We start from the raw sequence: 16,048 nt of genomic DNA, 5'->3' as shown, positions 1-16,048 counted from the left end.
ACAAAGCGACAGATTTCGCGCATTTGTTGCACGCGTCCGGAGGGGTCATGACGAGCGTTCTCGCGCCGCCGCCGCAGGGCAGCGAGCTGAAACCGGTGCCCGGCGTGCCCGGCGTCCCCTACATCGGCAGCACGCTCGCGGTGATGCGCGACCCGATCGGGATGGCCCGCAAGCGGTACGCCGAGTACGGCCCGGTCGCCTGGGGATGGCTGCTCGGCCAGCGGACGGTCACCGTCCACGGCCCCGAGGCCGCCGAGGTCGTCCTGGTCAACCGGGACAAGGCGTTCGCGAACGGGCCCGCGTGGAGCTACTTCATCGGCCCGTTCTTCCACCGCGGCATCATGCTCCTCGACTTCGAGGAGCACCTGCACCACCGCCGCATCATGCAGCAGGCGTTCACCCGCCCCCGGCTGCGCTCCTACATGGACGCGATGGCGCCCGGCATCGTCAAGGGCGTCGAGTCGTGGGAGCCCGGGCAGGGCTTCAAGGTCTACGACCACATCAAGAAGCTCACGCTCGACCTCGCGGTGGACGTCTTCATGGGCGTCGAGCTGGACGACGCCGAACGCGCGCGGGTCAACGGCGCGTTCATCGACGCCGTCCGGGCGGGGACGGCCTACGTCCGCTTCCCGGTGCCCGGCCTGCGCTGGCACAAGGGCCTCCAGGCGCGCAAGGTCCTGGAGGAGTTCTTCTACCGGCACCTGCCAGCCAAGCGCGAGGGCGGCGGCAGCGACCTGTTCTCGGCGCTCTGCCACGCCGAGACCGACGACGGCGAGCGGTTCACCGACGAGGACGTCGTCAACCACATGATCTTCGCGTTGATGGCGGCGCACGACACCACCACCATCACGCTGACGACGATGGCCTACTACCTGGCCAAGTACCCCGAATGGCAGGAGAGGCTCCGCGAGCAGTCGCTCGGGCTCGGCAAGGAGCCCGGCTTCGACGACCTGGACGCCTTCACCGGCATCGACATGGTCATGAAGGAGTCGATGCGCCTCGTCACGCCCGTCCCGGCGCTGCCGCGCAAGGTCGTCAAGGACACCTCCATCCTCGGCTTCCACGTCCCCGCCGGGACGACCGTCGTGGTTCCGATGCTCAGCAACCACCACATGGCCGACTGGTGGACCGATCCCGACGAGTTCGACCCCGGCCGGTTCTCCCCGGAGCGCCGCGAGGACAAGGTCCACAAGTACGCGTGGGCGCCGTTCGGGGGCGGCGCGCACAAGTGCATCGGGCTCCACTTCGCCGGGATGCAGGTCAAGACGATCCTGCACCAGATGCTCCTGCGGTACCGCTGGAGCGTGCCCGCCCGGTACGAATGGCCCCTGGACCACACGTCCCTTCCCTCACCCAAGGACGGGCTCCCCGTCCGCCTCGACCGACTGGAGCAGTGAACATGAGCAAGGTCGTCGCCATCACCGGGGCCGCGAGAGGGATCGGCCTCGCCACCGCCCGCGCCCTCAAGGCCAAGGGCGCCACCGTCGTCATCGGCGACATCGACGAGACCGCCGTCAAGGAGGCCGCCGGCTCGCTCGGCGTCACCGGCCTCGTCCTGGACGTCACGTCCCGCGAGTCGTTCACCGCCTTCCTCGACGAGGCCGAGAAGGCCGCCGGGCCCCTCGACGTCGTCGTCAACAACGCCGGGATCATGCCGATCGGGCCCGTCACCGACGAGAGCGACGCCGACGCCCGCCGCTGCATCGACATCAACGTGCACGGCGTGATGCTCGGCACCAAGCTCGCCCTCGACCGGATGCTGCCGCGCGGCCGGGGCCACGTCATCAACATCGCCTCTCTCGCCGGCGTCATGTTCACCCCCGGCCTCGCGCTCTACAACGCCAGCAAGGCCGCCGTCGTCGGGTTCACCGAGGCGACCCGGCTGGAGGTGGCCGACCGGGGCGTGCACGTCAGCGCCGTCCTGCCCACCTTCACCAACACCGAGCTGACCGCCGGGACGCGCAGCCCCAAGGGGCAGAAGAACTGCGAGCCCGAGGACATCGCCGCGGCCGTCGTCGCCCTGGTCGGCAGGCCCCGCCCGCAGGCCGTCGTGCCGAAGAAGCTCGGTACGCAGGTCCGGCTCGGCGCGCTGCTGCCCGAGCGGGTCCGGCAGGCGACCTCCCGCCGCCTCGGCCTCGACAAGATCTTCCTGGAGTACGACCCCGAAGCGCGCAAGGGCTACGACGCGCGCATCCGCTCCGGCTCCTGAACAGCTCCGGCCCGCCGCGCTCTGCGGAAGGCGCGGCGGGCCGGCGGCAGGTAGCGGACGGCCTCGGGCAGCAGCGGCCACACCCGTCCCGCCGCGCGGACGGCCGCCGCGAACCGCCGGTGGCGGCGCTCGTCGGCGGCGCTCCACGGCAGGTCGAGCAGCTCGCGCATGCGCGGGTGCATGCCGCCGACCGTGATGAACCGCGCGGCGGCGTTCAGCGGCGGCGACACCGCCCGCCACACCGGCGCCGGCACCTTCCGCGGCGCGGGCAGCCCCTTGGTCACGTAGCCGACGCCGTACCGGGCGGTCCGGTGCGCGACGATCTCCTCGTCCAGCATCCGCTTCCAGTACGACTGGAACGCCTCCCAGTCGTCCGGCATGGCTCGGTCGCTGACCCCGTACATCCGGAACCAGGTCTTGGACTCCTCGTAGATCCGGCGCTTGTCGTCCTCGCCGAGCGGCCGGATGAAGGTCTCGACGCCGTACAGCATGTTGTCGAGGAACGTCGCGTGCGCCCAGTAGTAGGTCTCGGGATCGAGCGCGTGGTAGCGGGAGCCGTCCGGCATCTCGCCCTTGATCTCGCGGTGGTAGTCGCGGACCCTGCGGCCCGTCGCGGCGGACCGCTCCCCGCCGTACACGGTGTCCAGGATCGGGCCGGCGGACCGCTTGACCCGCGCGAACGTCTCGGCGAAGAACACCGAGTGGTCCAGGACGCCCTGGCCGAGCGCGGGGAGCATGTTCTGCAGCACCCCCGCCCGGGGCCCGACGAGGATCATCCGGGTGTCGCCGAAGTACCGCCAGGTCAGCGAGCCGGGCCCGAGGGGGGCCGGGGTCCGCGCGTCGGCCTCGTCCGTCATGTGCACCGCCGGGGGGTCGGAACAGAACTACAGAACAACGATTATTGTAACTGTGTCGCATCCGGTGGCGGGGAGCCGGGTGTCCGGCGGCTAGGGTGCGGTTATGACCACGGACGCGACCATCGCCCAGGAGTTGCGGGACCGGCTGGCGGCGCCGGACGCCGCCGCCGACGATCTCGACACCCGCATCCTGGACGCCGCGCTCGCGGAGTTCGAGACCTACGGGCTGCGCCGGGTCAGCGTCGAGGACGTCGCCAAGCGGGCCGGGGTCGCGCGCACCACCATCTACCGGCGGTTCACCAACAAGGAGCAGCTGCTCCAGGCCGTGATCCTGCGGGAGTGCCGCCGCTTCCTCACCGCGATCGCCGAGGCCACCGACGACCTGCCGTCGCCGGAGGACGCCGTCGTCGAGGGCTTCGTGGTCGGCCTGCGCAGCGCCCGCACCCACCCGCTGATGACGCGCGTCCTGCAGAGCGAGCCCGAGGCGTTCCTGCCGCAGCTCAGCATGAACGGCGGCGCGGTGATGCTCGCGGCCCGCGACATCCTCGCCGACCGCCTGCGCCGCGCCCGCCCCGACGGCGCCGAAGACCACGACACCGTGGCCGAGGTCCTCCTGCGCCTCGCCGTCTCGCTGCTCCTCATCCCAGGCGGCGGCCTGGCCCTGGACGACGAGAACGCCATCCGCACCTTCGCCCGCATATATCTGACGCGCATGCTGAACCCGGGTGGAGGGTGAGCGTTTCGCGGTCGGGGTGTGTCCCGTACGCTCTGGTTGTCGAATTTCGTTCTAGAAGCGGAGGTGCGGCATGGTGGCGGTCGTGCAGACGTCCTATGGGAAGGTCCGCGGGCTGGCGCAGGACGGCGTTACCGCCTTCCTCGGCATTCCTTACGCCGCGCCGCCGTTCGGGGCGAACCGCTTTCAGGCCCCGCGTCCGCCCGAGCCCTGGGGCGGTGTCCGCGACGCCGTCGAGTACGGGCCGACCGCGCCCAAGCCCGGCTACCCCAAGGTGTTCGCCGCGCTCCTGCCCGATCCCGAGATCCCGGGCGACGACTGCCTCAACCTGAACGTGTGGACTCCCCGGCTCCCGGACGGCGCCGGACCGGGCCTCCCGGTGATGGTGTGGATCCACGGCGGCGCGTTCCGGAACGGGTCGGGCGCCGTCCCCATCTACAGCGGCCGCAACTTCGCCCGCGACGGCGTCGTCTGCGTGACGATCAACTACCGGCTCGGCGTCGAGGGCTTCGCGCACCTGCCCGGCGCCCTGCCCAACCGCGGGCTGCTCGACCAGATCGCCGCGCTGGAATGGGTCCGCGACAACATCGCCGCGTTCGGCGGCGACCCCGCCCGGGTGACGGTGTTCGGGGAGTCTGCGGGCGCGATGAGCGTCACCACGCTGCTCTCCCTCGACCTCGGCCTCTTCCACCGCGCCGTCGCGCAGAGCGGCGCGGGCAGCATCGCCCAGGACCCCGCCGACGCCCTCCTCGTCACCAAGGAGATGGCGGCCCGGCTCGGCGTCGAGCCCACCGCCGAGGCGTTCGCCGCGCTCGATCCGGCCGCGGTCATTCCCGTCCAGAACGCCGTCGCCGCCGAGGTCGCGGCGCTGCCCGACCCCGGCCGCTGGGGCGCCACCACCGCCGCGGGCGGCATGGCGCTGACCCCGGTCCTGGACGGCGAGCTGATCAGGCGGCGCCCCGAGGACGCCATCGCCGCCGGCGCCGGACGGGACGTGGACCTGCTCATCGGCTACACCACCGAGGAGTTCCGGCTCTTCCTGATGCCCACCGGGATCGCCGCCGGCCTCAACGACGAACTGGTCGGCGCCGTCGCCGCGGGCATGGGCGTCCCGCCGGGGCTGCCCGCCGCCTACCGCGCCCACCACCCGGACATGGCGTCCGGCGAGCTGCTCGCGGCGATCATCACCGACAGCCTGTTCCGCGTCCCCGCGCACCGCGCCGCCGCCGGGCACGCCGACTCCGGCGGCCGCACCTGGATGTACGAGTTCGCGTGGCGGTCGCCGAACCACGACCTCGGCGCGTGCCACGCGCTGGAGCTCGGCTTCGTGTTCGACAACCTCACGGCCGAGACGGAGGGCCTGGCCGGCCCGAACCCGCCGCAGGCGCTAGCCGACCGGATGCATCGCGCGTGGACCCGCTTCGCCGTCGACGGCGACCCCGGCTGGGAGCCTTTCACCCCGCCGAGCCGCGCGGTCATGGTCTTCGACGCCCCCGCCGACGAGATCGTCCGCGACCCCAACAGCCGCGACCGCAAGCTCTGGGAGTAACAGCGACGCCGCCATGGTCGCGATCGCGTCCGAAGGCAGGTTCGAGCGGAGCGAGAACCTGATCGCGCAGCGAGCCTCCGGGCGAGTCGGAGCGATGCCAGCGATCGCCCCGCTTTATCGACGATGGAGGGCCGCCAGGCCCGAAGGAGGAGAGAAAGCAATTAGCTCCGCTATTGCTAGGGAGGACGTGGCGGCTGGGGACGGGGCGTTGCGGATGGTGGTTATGGGGCCCAGGTGGCCGATGCGGAAGTCGTCCACGAGGGAGCCGTCGGGGTCGACTGCCTGGGCGCGGACGCCGGCGGGGGCCGGGGCGACGTCGGCCGTTGTCAGTTCGGGGACGAAGCTGCGTGCTTCGGCGACGAACGCCCGCTTGACCGCTGACCCGTACAGTTCTCGCGCGCCCGTGCGCCAGTGCCGGCGTGCCAGGCGGCGGAAGCCGGGCCAGCGGATCGTGTCCCACAGGTCCGCCGGACGGACGTCGCGCCGCCGGTAGCCCTCCCTGGCGAGGGCCAGGACGGCGTTCGGGCCGATGTCCACGCCGCCGTCGACGCGCCGGGTGAAGTGCACGCCGAGGAACGGGTAGCGCGGGTCGGGGACGGGGTAGATGAGGCCGCGCACGAGATCCGTCCGGGACGGGACGAGCCGGTAGTACTCCCCCCGGAACGGGATGATCGCCGGGGCGGGGGAGTCGCCCGCGAGGCGCGCCACGCGGTCGGAGTGGAGGCCCGCGCAGATCACCAGCCGGTCGAAGGTCAGCTCCTCGTGCGGGGAGGCGGCCGTGACGCGGTCGCCCGCCCGGCCGATGCGCACGACCTCGAAGCCGAGCCTGACCTCGCCGCCGGCGTCGGCGACGTCCCGCGCGAAGGCGCGGGCCACGGCCGGGAAGTCGACGATCGCCGTGGTGGGGGAGTGCAGGGCCGCCACGCCTGTCGCGTGCGGCTCGATCTCGGTGAGCGCGCCGCCGGTCAGTCGCCGCAGCCCGGGGACGCCGTTGGCCGTCGCGCGGCGCTCGATCTCCTCCAGGGCGCCGAGTTCCGCCGCGTCGCGGGCGACGACGAGCTTGCCGCACTCCACGTACGGCAGGTTCCGGTCAGTACAGAACTCCTTGAGCAGGCCGATCCCGCGCCTGCACAGGGTCGCCTTCAGCGACCCCGGCGCGTAGTAGAGGCCCGCGTGGGCGACGCCGCTGTTGTGGCTCGTCTGGTGGGCCGCGACACGGTCCTCCTTGTCGAGGACCGTCACTTTCAGGCCCGGACGCGCCAGCGCCAGCCCGCGCGCGATCGCCAGCCCGACGATGCCCGCGCCGACGACGCCGACCCGTGTCTCCGCCACACCCGCACCCTAGTGGGGGCGCGGCCTCAGCTGCCGAGGCGCTTGCGCCCCTGGGACCGCACCCGCTTGCGCTGGGACGGGTCGAGCATCATGTACCCGACGAGCGGCGCGCCGAGGACGCCGAGGATGATCAGCGCGCTGAGCCACCACGGGAAGACGAACAGGGTCAGGAAGCCGACGACGACGCCGCCGATCACTAGCTTGGTCTGGGTCGACATCTCGCACCTCCGTTGACGGACCGCCCACTTGTAGAACGGCCGTCGGGCGACCGCTGTTCCACGATATGTCGCGAGTCGGTCCGAGCGCCATGGCGGGGGGCGGCGGTTCGGGCGCGTTCCGGTCAGATGCGCAGGGACAGCTGGCCGCCGCCGAGGGTGCGGAGGACCTCCGCGTGCAGCTTGCCGTTGGTGCAGACGACGCTGCCGCCGTCCGGGCCGGGCACGCCCGAGAGGTCGGTGAACATGCCGCCCGCCTCCTCCACGATGACCTGGAGGGCGGCGAGGTCCCACAGGGACACCTCGGGCTCGGTGGAGATGTCGACCGCGCCCTCGGCGACCATCATGTGCGACCAGAAGTCGCCGAACGCCCGCGTCCGCCACACCGAGCGGGTCAGTTCGAGGAACCGGGGCAGCCGGTCCTGCTCCTCCCAGCCGCTCAGGCTGGAGAACGACAGGGACGCGTCCGAGAGATCGCCCACCGACGACACGTTCATCCGGGTCGCGCGGGTGAGGCTGCGGCCCGTCCAGGCGCCGCCGCCGCGGGCCGCCCACCAGCGGCGGTTCAGCGCGGGCGCCGACACCACACCGACGACGATCTCGTCGTTCTCCATCAGCGCGATCAGCGTGGCCCACACCGGGACGCCGCGCACGAAGTTCTTCGTCGCGTCGATCGGGTCGATGATCCAGCAGCGGTTGCCGTACCCGGTCCTGCCGTACTCCTCGCCGAGCACGGCGTCGCGCGGGCGGGCCCGCTTGAGCGTGCCGCGGATCTGCTCCTCCACGCTGCGGTCGGCGTCGCTGACCGGCGTCAGGTCCGGCTTGGTCTCGACGTCGAGATCGAGCGCGCGGAAGCGCTTGGTCGTGATGTCGTCGGCCCCGTCCGCCAGCACATGCGCGAGACGCAGGTCATCGGAATAGCCCGCCACGGCGAGCCACGCTACCCTGATCACCGCCCGTCCCGACACACGTACCCGGGCCGTTCCGGCGTTTCGGACGGCCGGGATCGGCGCGCCGGGCGCGATGTCCCGCTTCCTGGCGCGGGTGGTGGCAGCATGGGGGCCATGGCGCACGATCTCCCCGAGTGGGTGGCCGAGCTGACCGATCCACGCCGGGCGCAGACGCTCGACGAGCTCGCCGACCGCCTCGTCCCCCTGGCCGAACACGCCATCGACGTCTCCCGTCGATTGCAGGCGCAGCTCAACGAGCTCAACGACCCGTTCAAGCGCGAGGCGCTCTACGGGCGGGTGGAACGCCTCAAGGCCCGCGTCGGCGAGGCCCTGGAGGAGATCACCGCGGAGATCGCCGCGTCCGGGGAGGAGCGCATCGAGCGGGTCTGGACCGACTGGACGGACCGCGCGGGCCCGGCAGGGAACGGCGCGCGGGGCCGGGAGATGCGGCGCAGGCTCGACCGCGACGTCGTCCCGGCGCTGTCCCGCCAGCAGCAGGACGTCGCCGAGCGCGTCGCCGAGCGCACCTCCAAGGCCCTGGAGGAGGCGACGCAGCTGCTGCTCACCCGGGTGGAGGAGCTGGCCAAGGCGGTCACCGACCTGATCCACGATGTGCTCCCGCTGGCCCGCGAGGGCCTGACGCTCGCCAGCCGGATCTCGGCCCTGTCCGGCCACGCGCGCAAGGCGGGCCGGGGGCCGGTCCCGGACGAGCTGAAGGACGCCGGAGCGCAGACGTCGAGGGCGTTCGACGAGGCCGTCGCGCGCCTGGAGCTGGAGTGGTCCGCGCTCGGCTCCCGGGCCGCGACCGTCCGGGCGGCGCTGCGGGGTGCGGAGGAGGCCGCGTTCAGCCAGGTCACCGAGGAGATGACCCGGTGCGTCGAGGAGCTCGCGCCCCGGCACGTGCAGGCGCTGAACGAGGCCGAGGCCAAGGCGCGCAGCCTGTTCGAGGAGTCGCTCGGCTAGACCGCCTGCGGGAAGCGGAACAGGCGCCCGGGGTCGTGGGCGGCCTTCACCTTCCTGAGCCGGTCCAGGTTGGGGCCGTAGTAGGCGTGCGCCCAGTCGTGCAGCTCCGCGTCGATGTAGTTCACGTAGGCCGCGCCGCCCAGGTGGGGCTCCATCGCGGTGTGCGTCGCGGAGAGCCAGGCGTCGTCGGGCGCGAGGTACTGGACGCAGAAAAGCCCCTTGCGGTGCGGGAAGGCGGTGTCGCCCGGCCCGACGCGCGCGATCGCGGCGCCCATCGCGTCCATCAGCACCGACCGGTTCCGGACGCCGTTGCCCTTCTCGAACCGGTCGAGCAGGGCGCCGATCGCGTCATCGGGCAGCGGCCGGTAGGCGATGTGGGACTTCCCTGAGTACTCGGTGCGGGGGAAGGCGCCGCCGGGGCGCTGCCCAGGCAGGGCGCCCTGCCCGTGGCACTGCTCGACGGACTGCCCGGCGCAGCCGCCCATGAACTTCATCGCGTCCATGTAGGGGCGGCTCTGGGCGGTGGTGGAGGCGGGGTCCGTGCCGATCGCGGCCGTCAGGCGCTCCATGTGGCCGCCGGCTCCGGCGAGCGCGAGGCCCGTCACCTCGATGTCCGGGACGCCCTGATCGGGGTTGGTGTCCAGGTGCAGGCTCGTCCAGACCTCGCCGGGCGCCGCCGGTGCCCAGCGCTGCCAGCCGCGCACCGCGTCGGCGGCCTTCCGCCAGGGCCATCGCATGCTGAACGGCGTCACGTCCCCGACCTCGTGCGTCCGGAACGTGAACGCCACCGCGACGCCGAAGTTGCCGCCGCCCCCGCCCCTGCACGCCCAGAACAGGTCCGGGTTCCGCCGCGCGTCGCAGGTCAGGACCCGCCCGTCCGCCGTGACGACGTCGACCGACTCCAGGACGTCGCACGACAGCCCGTACGCGCGGGACGTCACGCCCAGGCCGCCGCCGAGCGTCAGCCCCGCGACGCCGACCGTGGGGCAGCTCCCGGACGGGACGCTCACCCCGCCGTCGCCGAGCTCGTCGTAGAGATCGATCAGCCTGGTCCCGGCCCCGACGGCCGCGCGGTCGCCGTCGCGATTCACGGCGTCCATGGGGGAGACGTCGATCACGAGGCCCGTGCCCGTCGACCAGCCCGCGTAGCTGTGCCCGCCGCACCGCACCGCCACCGGCATCCGCTTCACCGTCGCGAACGCCACGCATTCCGCGACGTCCTGCGGGGTCTCGCAGTAGGCGATGCCGGCCGGGCGGACACGGTCGTAGCGCGGGATGTAGAGGCGCCTCGCCTCGCCGTAGGACGCGTCGGACGGGCGGACCAGCTTCCCGTCGAGGCCGCGTTCCAGGGCGTTCCAGTCGGCGGGCCCGGTCGGCTTCGGCCTCGCGCGCGGCCGCCTCCGCGGGGGCGGCCCCTCATCGGAGCACCCGGCGACGCCGAGCCCGCCGAGCCCGCCCAGGGCCGCCGCCTTCAGCATCGCTCGCCGCTCCATGCGGCTCATTGTCGCGCCTGCTGCCCCTTCGAGGGGCGGGATCCGCGGCGTAGCGGACTATTCGGGCTCGCCCTCGCGGCTGGCGAGGAGGCGGCGCAGGGAGTCCAGACGCGCCCGGCTGGCGTGGCCCTCCTCGACCCAGGAGTCCAGGCCGCAGTCGTCCTGGAGGTGGTCGCAGCGGGGCGGGCAGCGCTCCGCGGCGCCCTCGGCGAGGTCGTCGAACGCGCCGAGCACGTTCTCCACGTCGACGTGCGCGAGGCCGAAGCTGCGCACGCCCGGGGTGTCGATGATCCAGCCGTCCCCGCCGGGCAGCTCCAGCGCGAGCGCCGAGGAGGAGGTGTGCCGGCCCCGGCCGGTGACGGCGTTGACGTGGCTCACCGCGCGCTCGGCGTCCGGGACCAGGGCGTTCACCAGCGTCGACTTGCCGACGCCGGAGTGGCCGACGAGCACGCTCGTGCGGCCGGTGAGGCGGGCGCGCAGCTCGCCGAGGTCGCCGCCGCGCTCGGTCACGACGTAGGGGACGCCGAGCGGCGCGTACTCGGCTACCAGGGCGTCGGGCGGGGCGAGGTCGGCCTTGGTGAGGCAGAGCAGGGGGGCCATGCCGGCGTCGTAGGCGGCGACGAGCTGCCGGTCGATCATGCGGGGGCGCGGCTCGGGATCGGCCAGCGCCGTCACGATGACGAGGTTGTCGGCGTTCGCGACGATGATCCGCTCGAACGGGTCGGTGTCGTCGGCGGTGCGGCGCAGCGCCGAGGTGCGCGGCTCGACCCGGACGATCCGGGCCAGGGTGTCCTGCGCGCCGGTGACGTCCCCGACCAGCGCGACGCGGTCGCCCACGACGACGCCCTTGCGGCCGAGCTCGCGGGCCCGCATCGCGGTGACGGCGCGCTCGCCGTCGGTGCCGGGGTCGGCGAGGCACCGGTACCGGCCGCGGTCCACCGCCGTCACGAGCCCGGGCGAGGCGTCCTCGTGCGCGGGACGGCGGCGCGTGCGCGGCCGCGACCCGCGGCGCCCGGGCCGCACCCGGACGTCGTCCTCGTCGTAGTCGTGTTTGCGTGCCAGTGGTCCGGTCCCTGCTGTCAGGCGGGCGCCAGCATCGACGCCCACTGCCGGGTGAAGTTCGGAAGAGTCTTGCCGACGGTGCCCGGATTCTCCACTTCGATGCCGGGAACGGCCAATCCGAGCAGGGCCGCCGCCATCACCATCCGGTGGTCGTCGTAGGTGCGGAAGACGCCGCCGCGCAGCGGGCGCGGCCGGATCTCCAGCCCGTCGGGCAGCTCACGGACGTCGCCGCCCAGCCCGTTGATCTCGGCGACCAGCGCGGCGAGCCGGTCGGTCTCGTGGCCGCGCAGGTGCGCGATGCCCGTCAGCCGCGACGGCGAGCCCGCCAGCGCGGCGAGGGCCGCGAGCACCGGTGTCAGCTCCCCGACCTCGTGCAGGTCGGCGTCGAGGCCGCCGAACCCGTCCCCGCCGCGCACGGTCAGCCCGTCCGGCCCGCGGGTCACCTCGGCGCCCATCGCGGCGAGCAGCCCGCGCAGCGCGTCGCCGGGCTGGGTCGTCTCGGCCGGCCAGCCGGGGACGGTGACGCGGCCCCCGGTGACCAGCGCCGCGCCGAGGAACTGCGCCGCGTTCGACAGGTCCGGCTCGATCACCACCTCGCCGCCGCGCAGCGGGCCGGGCGCCACCCGCCAGACGTTGCGCCGCGCCTCGACCTCGGCGCCGGCCGCGCGCAGCATCTCGACGGTCATCGCCAGGTGCGGCGCCGACGGCACCGGCGGGCCCTCGTGCCTGACCTCCACGCCCTTGTCGAACCGCGGCGCGGCCAGCAGCAGCCCCGACACCAGCTGGGACGACGCCGACGCGTCGATCACCACCCCGCCCCCGGCCACCGAGCCCGAGCCCCGGACGGTGAAGGGGAGCGCGTCGCGCCCTCCGTCGTCGATGTCGGCGCCGAGGGCGCGCAGCGCCGTGATGATGGGGCCCATCGGCCGCTCGCGGGCGCGCGGGTCGCCGTCGACGAACACCTCGCCGGACGCCAGGGCGGCGACCGGCGGCAGGAACCGCATCACGGTCCCGGCCAGCCCGACGTCGACGCGCGCCGGGCCCTCCAGGCGCCGCGGCAGCACCTGCCAGTCGTCGCCGTCCTCCCCGATGCCGGCGCCGAGCGCGCGGAGGGCGCCGGCCATCAGCTCGGTGTCGCGGCTGTGCAGGGGCCGGGTGATGCAGGTGGGCGCCTCCGCGAGCGCGGCCAGGATCAGTGCCCGGTTGGTCATCGACTTCGAGCCGGGCAGCGGCACGGTGGCGTCCACCGGGGCATGGGCGACCGGGGCGGACCAGTGCGGAGAGGACATGCCCCAAGGTTATCGGGCCGCCGGCGGAGGGAGCGGGACGATCGGGAGGCCCCCCGGAGATCAGAGGGGATCAGAGGGGAATCGTCAGGAGCGTTCCGCCGTCGTCGAGGCGGACCTCGAAGTGGCCGATCTGCTGGCGGCTGAGCCCGGTCCCGCCCTGCAGGACGAGGGGCTTGGGCTGGCCCGGGACGCCGTAGCCCTTGTCGGGGACGCTCCACCCCGCGACGACGCTGCGCTCGCCGGTCCGCGAGACGGCCTCCAGGTGGCACTTCAGCGGCCCGCGGATCCCGCGCAGCTCCAGCCCGACCTGCGTGCCCCAGCCCTTGTCGACCAGCGCGACCGTGCCGGACGCGCCGGTGCTCGCGTTCGCGGCGTGGAACCGCTGGCCGGTGAGGGGCTGCGCCACGGGCGGCTTCGGCGGCGGGGCCTCGTCGTTCACGGCCGTCCCGATGCCGATGCCCGCGGCCAGCGCCGCGGCCGCCGCGGCCGTGCCGGCCAGGTAGGCGCCGCGCCTGAACCGCCGGTCGGCATGCCGCCTGCGCCGCATCATGTCGATCACCGGCGCCGGGGGCGCGGACGGATCGCCGCCGCCCTCCCATCCGGCCCCGTCCGGAATCGGCCCGGCGGCGGGCGACAGCCCGGACAGGGCGCCGGCCGCACCGGACAGCTCCCTCAGCTCGGCCTGGCAGGCCCCGCATCCCCGCAGATGCGCCTCGAACGCCAGCCGGTCGCCCTCTTCGAGAAGGCCCAGCGCGTACGCGCCGACATCGGTGTGCTCGACCTGGGAACTCATGACGTGACCCCCCTCTCCTCCAAGGCGACCCGCAAGGCGCGCAACGCGTAGTAGACGCGGGACTTGACCGTCCCCACCGGGATGCCGAGGTGTTCGGCGGCCTGGTTCACCGTCCGGTCGCGCAGCACCGTCTCCGTCAGCGCCTGACGGTGCGCGGGGGAGAGCGACTCCAGCGCCTCGGTCACCACGACCTTGCGCAGCAGCGCGTCCATCTCGTCCGCCATCGGGAGGTTCTCCAGGGGCCCGTCGCCGACCTCCGGCGGCCTGACCTCGCGCTGCCGCCGGTTGTCGATCACGATACGCCGGGAGACCGTGGCCAGCCACGGCATCAGCGAGGACGTCCGGTCGTCGAGCCGGTCCGCGCTGCGCCATGCCCGGATCATGGTCTCCTGCACCACGTCCTCGGCCCACGGGCGGTCGCCGCCCGTCAGCCGCAGGACGAACGCGAGGAGCGGCCGATGGTACTCGCGGTACAGCTCGGCCGCCATCTCCTCGTCGGCCGCGTCCTGCGCGGCCCGCGCCGCGCCGGGGCGGCGGAGCAGGCTCCGCAGGCCGCCGCCGGGGCGGCCGGTCGATCCGGGAACTGCCATGGCCGGGGCGTCTCCGTCGTGATGGAAGGGCGGTCATCTGGCAGTACGGGACCGCCCCGGCCCCCGGTTCAACGCTCTTGAGACTCTTTTAAGGTTCTCTTCGGGAAGTCAGCGTTTGACCGCGTGCAGGGCCTTGCCGGCCTGCGCCGCGGTTCCCGCCTTGACCGTCCGCCCGGCCTTGGCGGCCTTCGCCGCCTGCGTCGCGGTCCCGGCCCTGACGGCCTGGCCCGCCCGCGCGGCCTTGCCCGGCTTGGACGCGCGGCCGAGCTTGAACGCGCTCCCCGCCGCCAGGGCGCCCTTGAGCGCTCCGCCGGCCCTGCCGCTCGCCCTGCCTCTGGCCTTGCTCGCCTTGGTGGCCTTCTCGGCCGCCTTGCCGGCGACGAGCGCGCCGCCCGCGCCGGCGCTCCTGAGCGCGCCGCCTGCCTTGCGGGCCGCCTTGCCTCCTGCCTTACCGCCCGCCTTGCCGGCCTTGAGCGCGCCGCCCGCCATCCCGGCGGTCGTGAGCGCGCCGCTCGCCTTGCCGCTGGCCTTGCCCATCCGGAACATGCCGCCGGACTTGGCGGTCGTGGCGCGCTTGCTCGCCTTGGCGGCCTTGCGCCCGCCCTCGGCCCGGGCGACGCGCACCTGGCGGGACGCCTCCCGGCGCGCCTCGCGCAGCGTCGCGGCGGCCTCGCGGCGCATCGCCTTCGCCTCCGCGCCGCTCCTGATCTGCGTCTCGCGCACGGCGCGGCGCAGCTCGGCGGTGCGCGGCGCGCGGCGGGGCTCGGTCGCCACCATGAGCAGCGCGCCGAACATGCCGGCGTTCTTCAGCAGGTGGGAGCGCTCGTTGGCGCGGCGCTCGGGGTCGCTCTCGGTCCAGTAGCGGTGCTCGGTCGCCAGCGCGGGGACGAGCTGGGCGGCGAGCACCAGCGTCGTGAGCCGCCGGAACTTGCCGGTCAGCAGCAGCGCCCCGGTGCCGAGGCTGAGCGCGCCCTGCATGCGGACGAGGGTCTCGGGGTCCTTCGGCAGCCAGTCGATCCGGTCGGCGACGGGCTTGACGGCCGGGCCCACCCGCTCGGCGCGTTCGCGCGGATCGCGGAGGGCCTCCAGGCCGGTCATGATGTACGGCGCCGCCACGAACGGGCGGGCCAGGGTCGTGAAGGGTCGCATGACCCGCTACATGCCCAACGCGCCGCGCCTCAAGCGCGGCAGGATGGGACGCATGTGCGGACGCTACGCCACCACCCGTGCGCGCCAGGAGCTGCTGGACGAGTTCCAGGTGCAGCTCGACGCGGTCGACGGGGACATCCAGGCCGACTACAACGTCGCCCCTACGAAACAGGTCCCGGTCGTGCTCGACCGGCGGCCGAAGGACGAGCCCGACGAGGCGCCCGCGGTGCGGCAGTTGCGGACGGTGCGGTGGGGCCTCGTGCCGTCCTGGGCCAAGGACCTGTCCATCGGCTCCCGCATGATCAACGCGCGGGTCGAGACGGTGCACGAGAAGCCGTCCTACCGCCGCGCGTTCGCCAGGCGGCGCTGCCTGCTTCCCGCCGACGGCTACTTCGAGTGGTACACGCTCCAGGACCAGGGTGACGGGGCCGACCCGGCCGAGGGAGAGAAGAAGGCGAAGCGGAAGCCGCAGAAGCAGCCGTACTTCATCCGTCCCAAGGACGGCGCCGTCATGGCGATGGCGGGTCTCTACGAGCTGTGGAAATCACCTGAAGACGAGTGGGTCTGGACCTGCACCGTCATCACCACGAACGCGCCGGACGATCTCGGCCGCATCCACGACCGGATGCCGATGGTCGTCGAGCCGGAACGGTGGGACGCCTGGCTCGACCCCGCGCTCACCGACACCGAGCAGGTGCGCGGCCTCCTCGTTCCCGCCATGGCCGGGACAATGGACGCCTATCCGGTGTCGAAGGCCGTCAACAGTGTGCGCAACAACGGCCCGGAACTCATACAACCGGCAAATTCCGGGGATGGTGACGGCAACCATTCCGAGGGGCTCTTCTGACGCGGGCCCTTCACCGG

The 16,048-nt window shown here is 73.5% G+C and carries 16 protein-coding genes; 6 read left to right on the top strand and 10 right to left on the bottom strand.

The genetic code is table 11. From position 1 onward, the window contains the following. Nucleotides 1-47 precede the first annotated feature (47 nt). Both BJY14_RS11710 and BJY14_RS11705 read left to right on the top strand, forming a co-directional pair. Nucleotides 48-1,397 (top strand): cytochrome P450, encoded by a 1,350-nt coding sequence (locus BJY14_RS11710; RefSeq protein WP_179843638.1) that lies wholly within the window; start codon nt 48-50, stop codon nt 1,395-1,397. A 2-nt stretch (nt 1,398-1,399) separates the two neighbouring features. After that, entirely contained in the window at nt 1,400-2,209 is an 810-nt protein-coding gene (locus BJY14_RS11705; RefSeq protein ID WP_179843637.1) for an SDR family oxidoreductase, read from the top strand. On the opposite strand, the gene BJY14_RS11700 is transcribed toward BJY14_RS11705, so the two are convergent. After that, nucleotides 2,179-3,066, bottom strand: a complete 888-nt coding sequence (locus BJY14_RS11700) for an oxygenase MpaB family protein (protein ID WP_179843636.1) — start codon at nt 3,064-3,066, stop codon at nt 2,179-2,181. The two genes, BJY14_RS11705 and BJY14_RS11700, sit on opposite strands and share 31 nt — an antisense overlap. A gap of 103 nt (nt 3,067-3,169) precedes the next feature. Here BJY14_RS11700 and BJY14_RS11695 point away from each other — a divergent pair, with 103 nt between their 5' ends. Together BJY14_RS11695 and BJY14_RS11690 are read left to right on the top strand one after the other, a co-directional pair. Then, entirely contained in the window at nt 3,170-3,802 is a 633-nt protein-coding gene (locus tag BJY14_RS11695; RefSeq protein ID WP_179843635.1) for a TetR/AcrR family transcriptional regulator, read from the top strand. Between the two features lie 70 nt (nt 3,803-3,872). Continuing rightward, complete coding sequence (locus BJY14_RS11690) at nt 3,873-5,348, top strand: carboxylesterase/lipase family protein (protein WP_179843634.1); 1,476 nt, start codon at nt 3,873-3,875, stop codon at nt 5,346-5,348. A gap of 114 nt (nt 5,349-5,462) precedes the next feature. Here the strand turns inward: BJY14_RS11690 and lhgD are convergent, their stop codons facing one another. The 3 genes from lhgD to hisN form a co-directional block, all read right to left on the bottom strand. Then, nucleotides 5,463-6,680, bottom strand: coding sequence for an L-2-hydroxyglutarate dehydrogenase (lhgD, locus tag BJY14_RS11685; protein WP_179843633.1), 1,218 nt, complete (start codon nt 6,678-6,680; stop codon nt 5,463-5,465). Nucleotides 6,681-6,706: 26 nt separating this feature from the next. Then, complete coding sequence (locus tag BJY14_RS11680) at nt 6,707-6,898, bottom strand: tail-anchor membrane protein (protein WP_179833075.1); 192 nt, start codon at nt 6,896-6,898, stop codon at nt 6,707-6,709. Nucleotides 6,899-7,020: 122 nt separating this feature from the next. Beyond that, the gene (gene hisN, locus BJY14_RS11675; protein ID WP_179849311.1) at nt 7,021-7,824 is read right to left on the bottom strand and encodes a histidinol-phosphatase; all 804 of its coding nucleotides are present in this window, start codon (nt 7,822-7,824) and stop codon (nt 7,021-7,023) included. Between the two features lie 135 nt (nt 7,825-7,959). Between hisN and BJY14_RS11670 the strand changes: the two genes are divergently transcribed. Further along, entirely contained in the window at nt 7,960-8,808 is an 849-nt protein-coding gene (locus tag BJY14_RS11670; RefSeq protein WP_179843632.1) for a hypothetical protein, read from the top strand. Here the strand turns inward: BJY14_RS11670 and BJY14_RS11665 are convergent. The 6 genes from BJY14_RS11665 to BJY14_RS11640 form a co-directional block, all read right to left on the bottom strand. Next, nucleotides 8,805-10,301 carry an FAD-binding oxidoreductase gene (locus tag BJY14_RS11665; protein ID WP_179843631.1) on the bottom strand — a complete coding sequence of 499 codons (1,497 nt, stop codon included), beginning with the start codon at nt 10,299-10,301 and terminating at the stop codon, nt 8,805-8,807. The two genes, BJY14_RS11670 and BJY14_RS11665, sit on opposite strands and share 4 nt — an antisense overlap. A gap of 57 nt (nt 10,302-10,358) precedes the next feature. Then, nucleotides 10,359-11,363: a ribosome small subunit-dependent GTPase A gene (gene rsgA / locus BJY14_RS11660; RefSeq protein WP_218906314.1), complete on the bottom strand. Its 1,005-nt coding sequence runs from the start codon at nt 11,361-11,363 to the stop codon at nt 10,359-10,361. Nucleotides 11,364-11,380: 17 nt separating this feature from the next. Then, nucleotides 11,381-12,652, bottom strand: a complete 1,272-nt coding sequence (aroA, locus tag BJY14_RS11655) for a 3-phosphoshikimate 1-carboxyvinyltransferase (RefSeq protein ID WP_179843630.1) — start codon at nt 12,650-12,652, stop codon at nt 11,381-11,383. Between the two features lie 70 nt (nt 12,653-12,722). Next, on the bottom strand, nt 12,723-13,445 hold the full coding sequence (locus BJY14_RS11650) for an anti-sigma factor family protein (RefSeq protein WP_179843629.1): 723 nt from the start codon (nt 13,443-13,445) through the stop codon (nt 12,723-12,725). Then, entirely contained in the window at nt 13,442-13,933 is a 492-nt protein-coding gene (locus tag BJY14_RS11645; RefSeq protein ID WP_218826252.1) for a sigma-70 family RNA polymerase sigma factor, read from the bottom strand. Before BJY14_RS11645 ends, BJY14_RS11650 begins: the two co-directional genes overlap by 4 nt. Nucleotides 13,934-14,143: 210 nt before the next feature. Beyond that, complete coding sequence (locus BJY14_RS11640) at nt 14,144-15,184, bottom strand: DoxX family membrane protein (RefSeq protein ID WP_179843628.1); 1,041 nt, start codon at nt 15,182-15,184, stop codon at nt 14,144-14,146. On the opposite strand from BJY14_RS11640, the gene BJY14_RS11635 reads away from it, so the two are divergent. Beyond that, entirely contained in the window at nt 15,183-16,031 is an 849-nt protein-coding gene (locus BJY14_RS11635; RefSeq protein WP_246395879.1) for an SOS response-associated peptidase, read from the top strand. The genes BJY14_RS11640 and BJY14_RS11635 overlap by 2 nt on opposite strands. Nucleotides 16,032-16,048 lie beyond the last annotated feature (17 nt).

The organism is Actinomadura luteofluorescens (genome assembly GCF_013409365.1).
In the GTDB taxonomy this organism is placed as follows: domain Bacteria; phylum Actinomycetota; class Actinomycetes; order Streptosporangiales; family Streptosporangiaceae; genus Spirillospora; species Spirillospora luteofluorescens.
The sequence above is the reverse complement of the archived record's forward strand: the minus strand, read 5'-3'. Positions and strand labels throughout refer to the sequence as shown.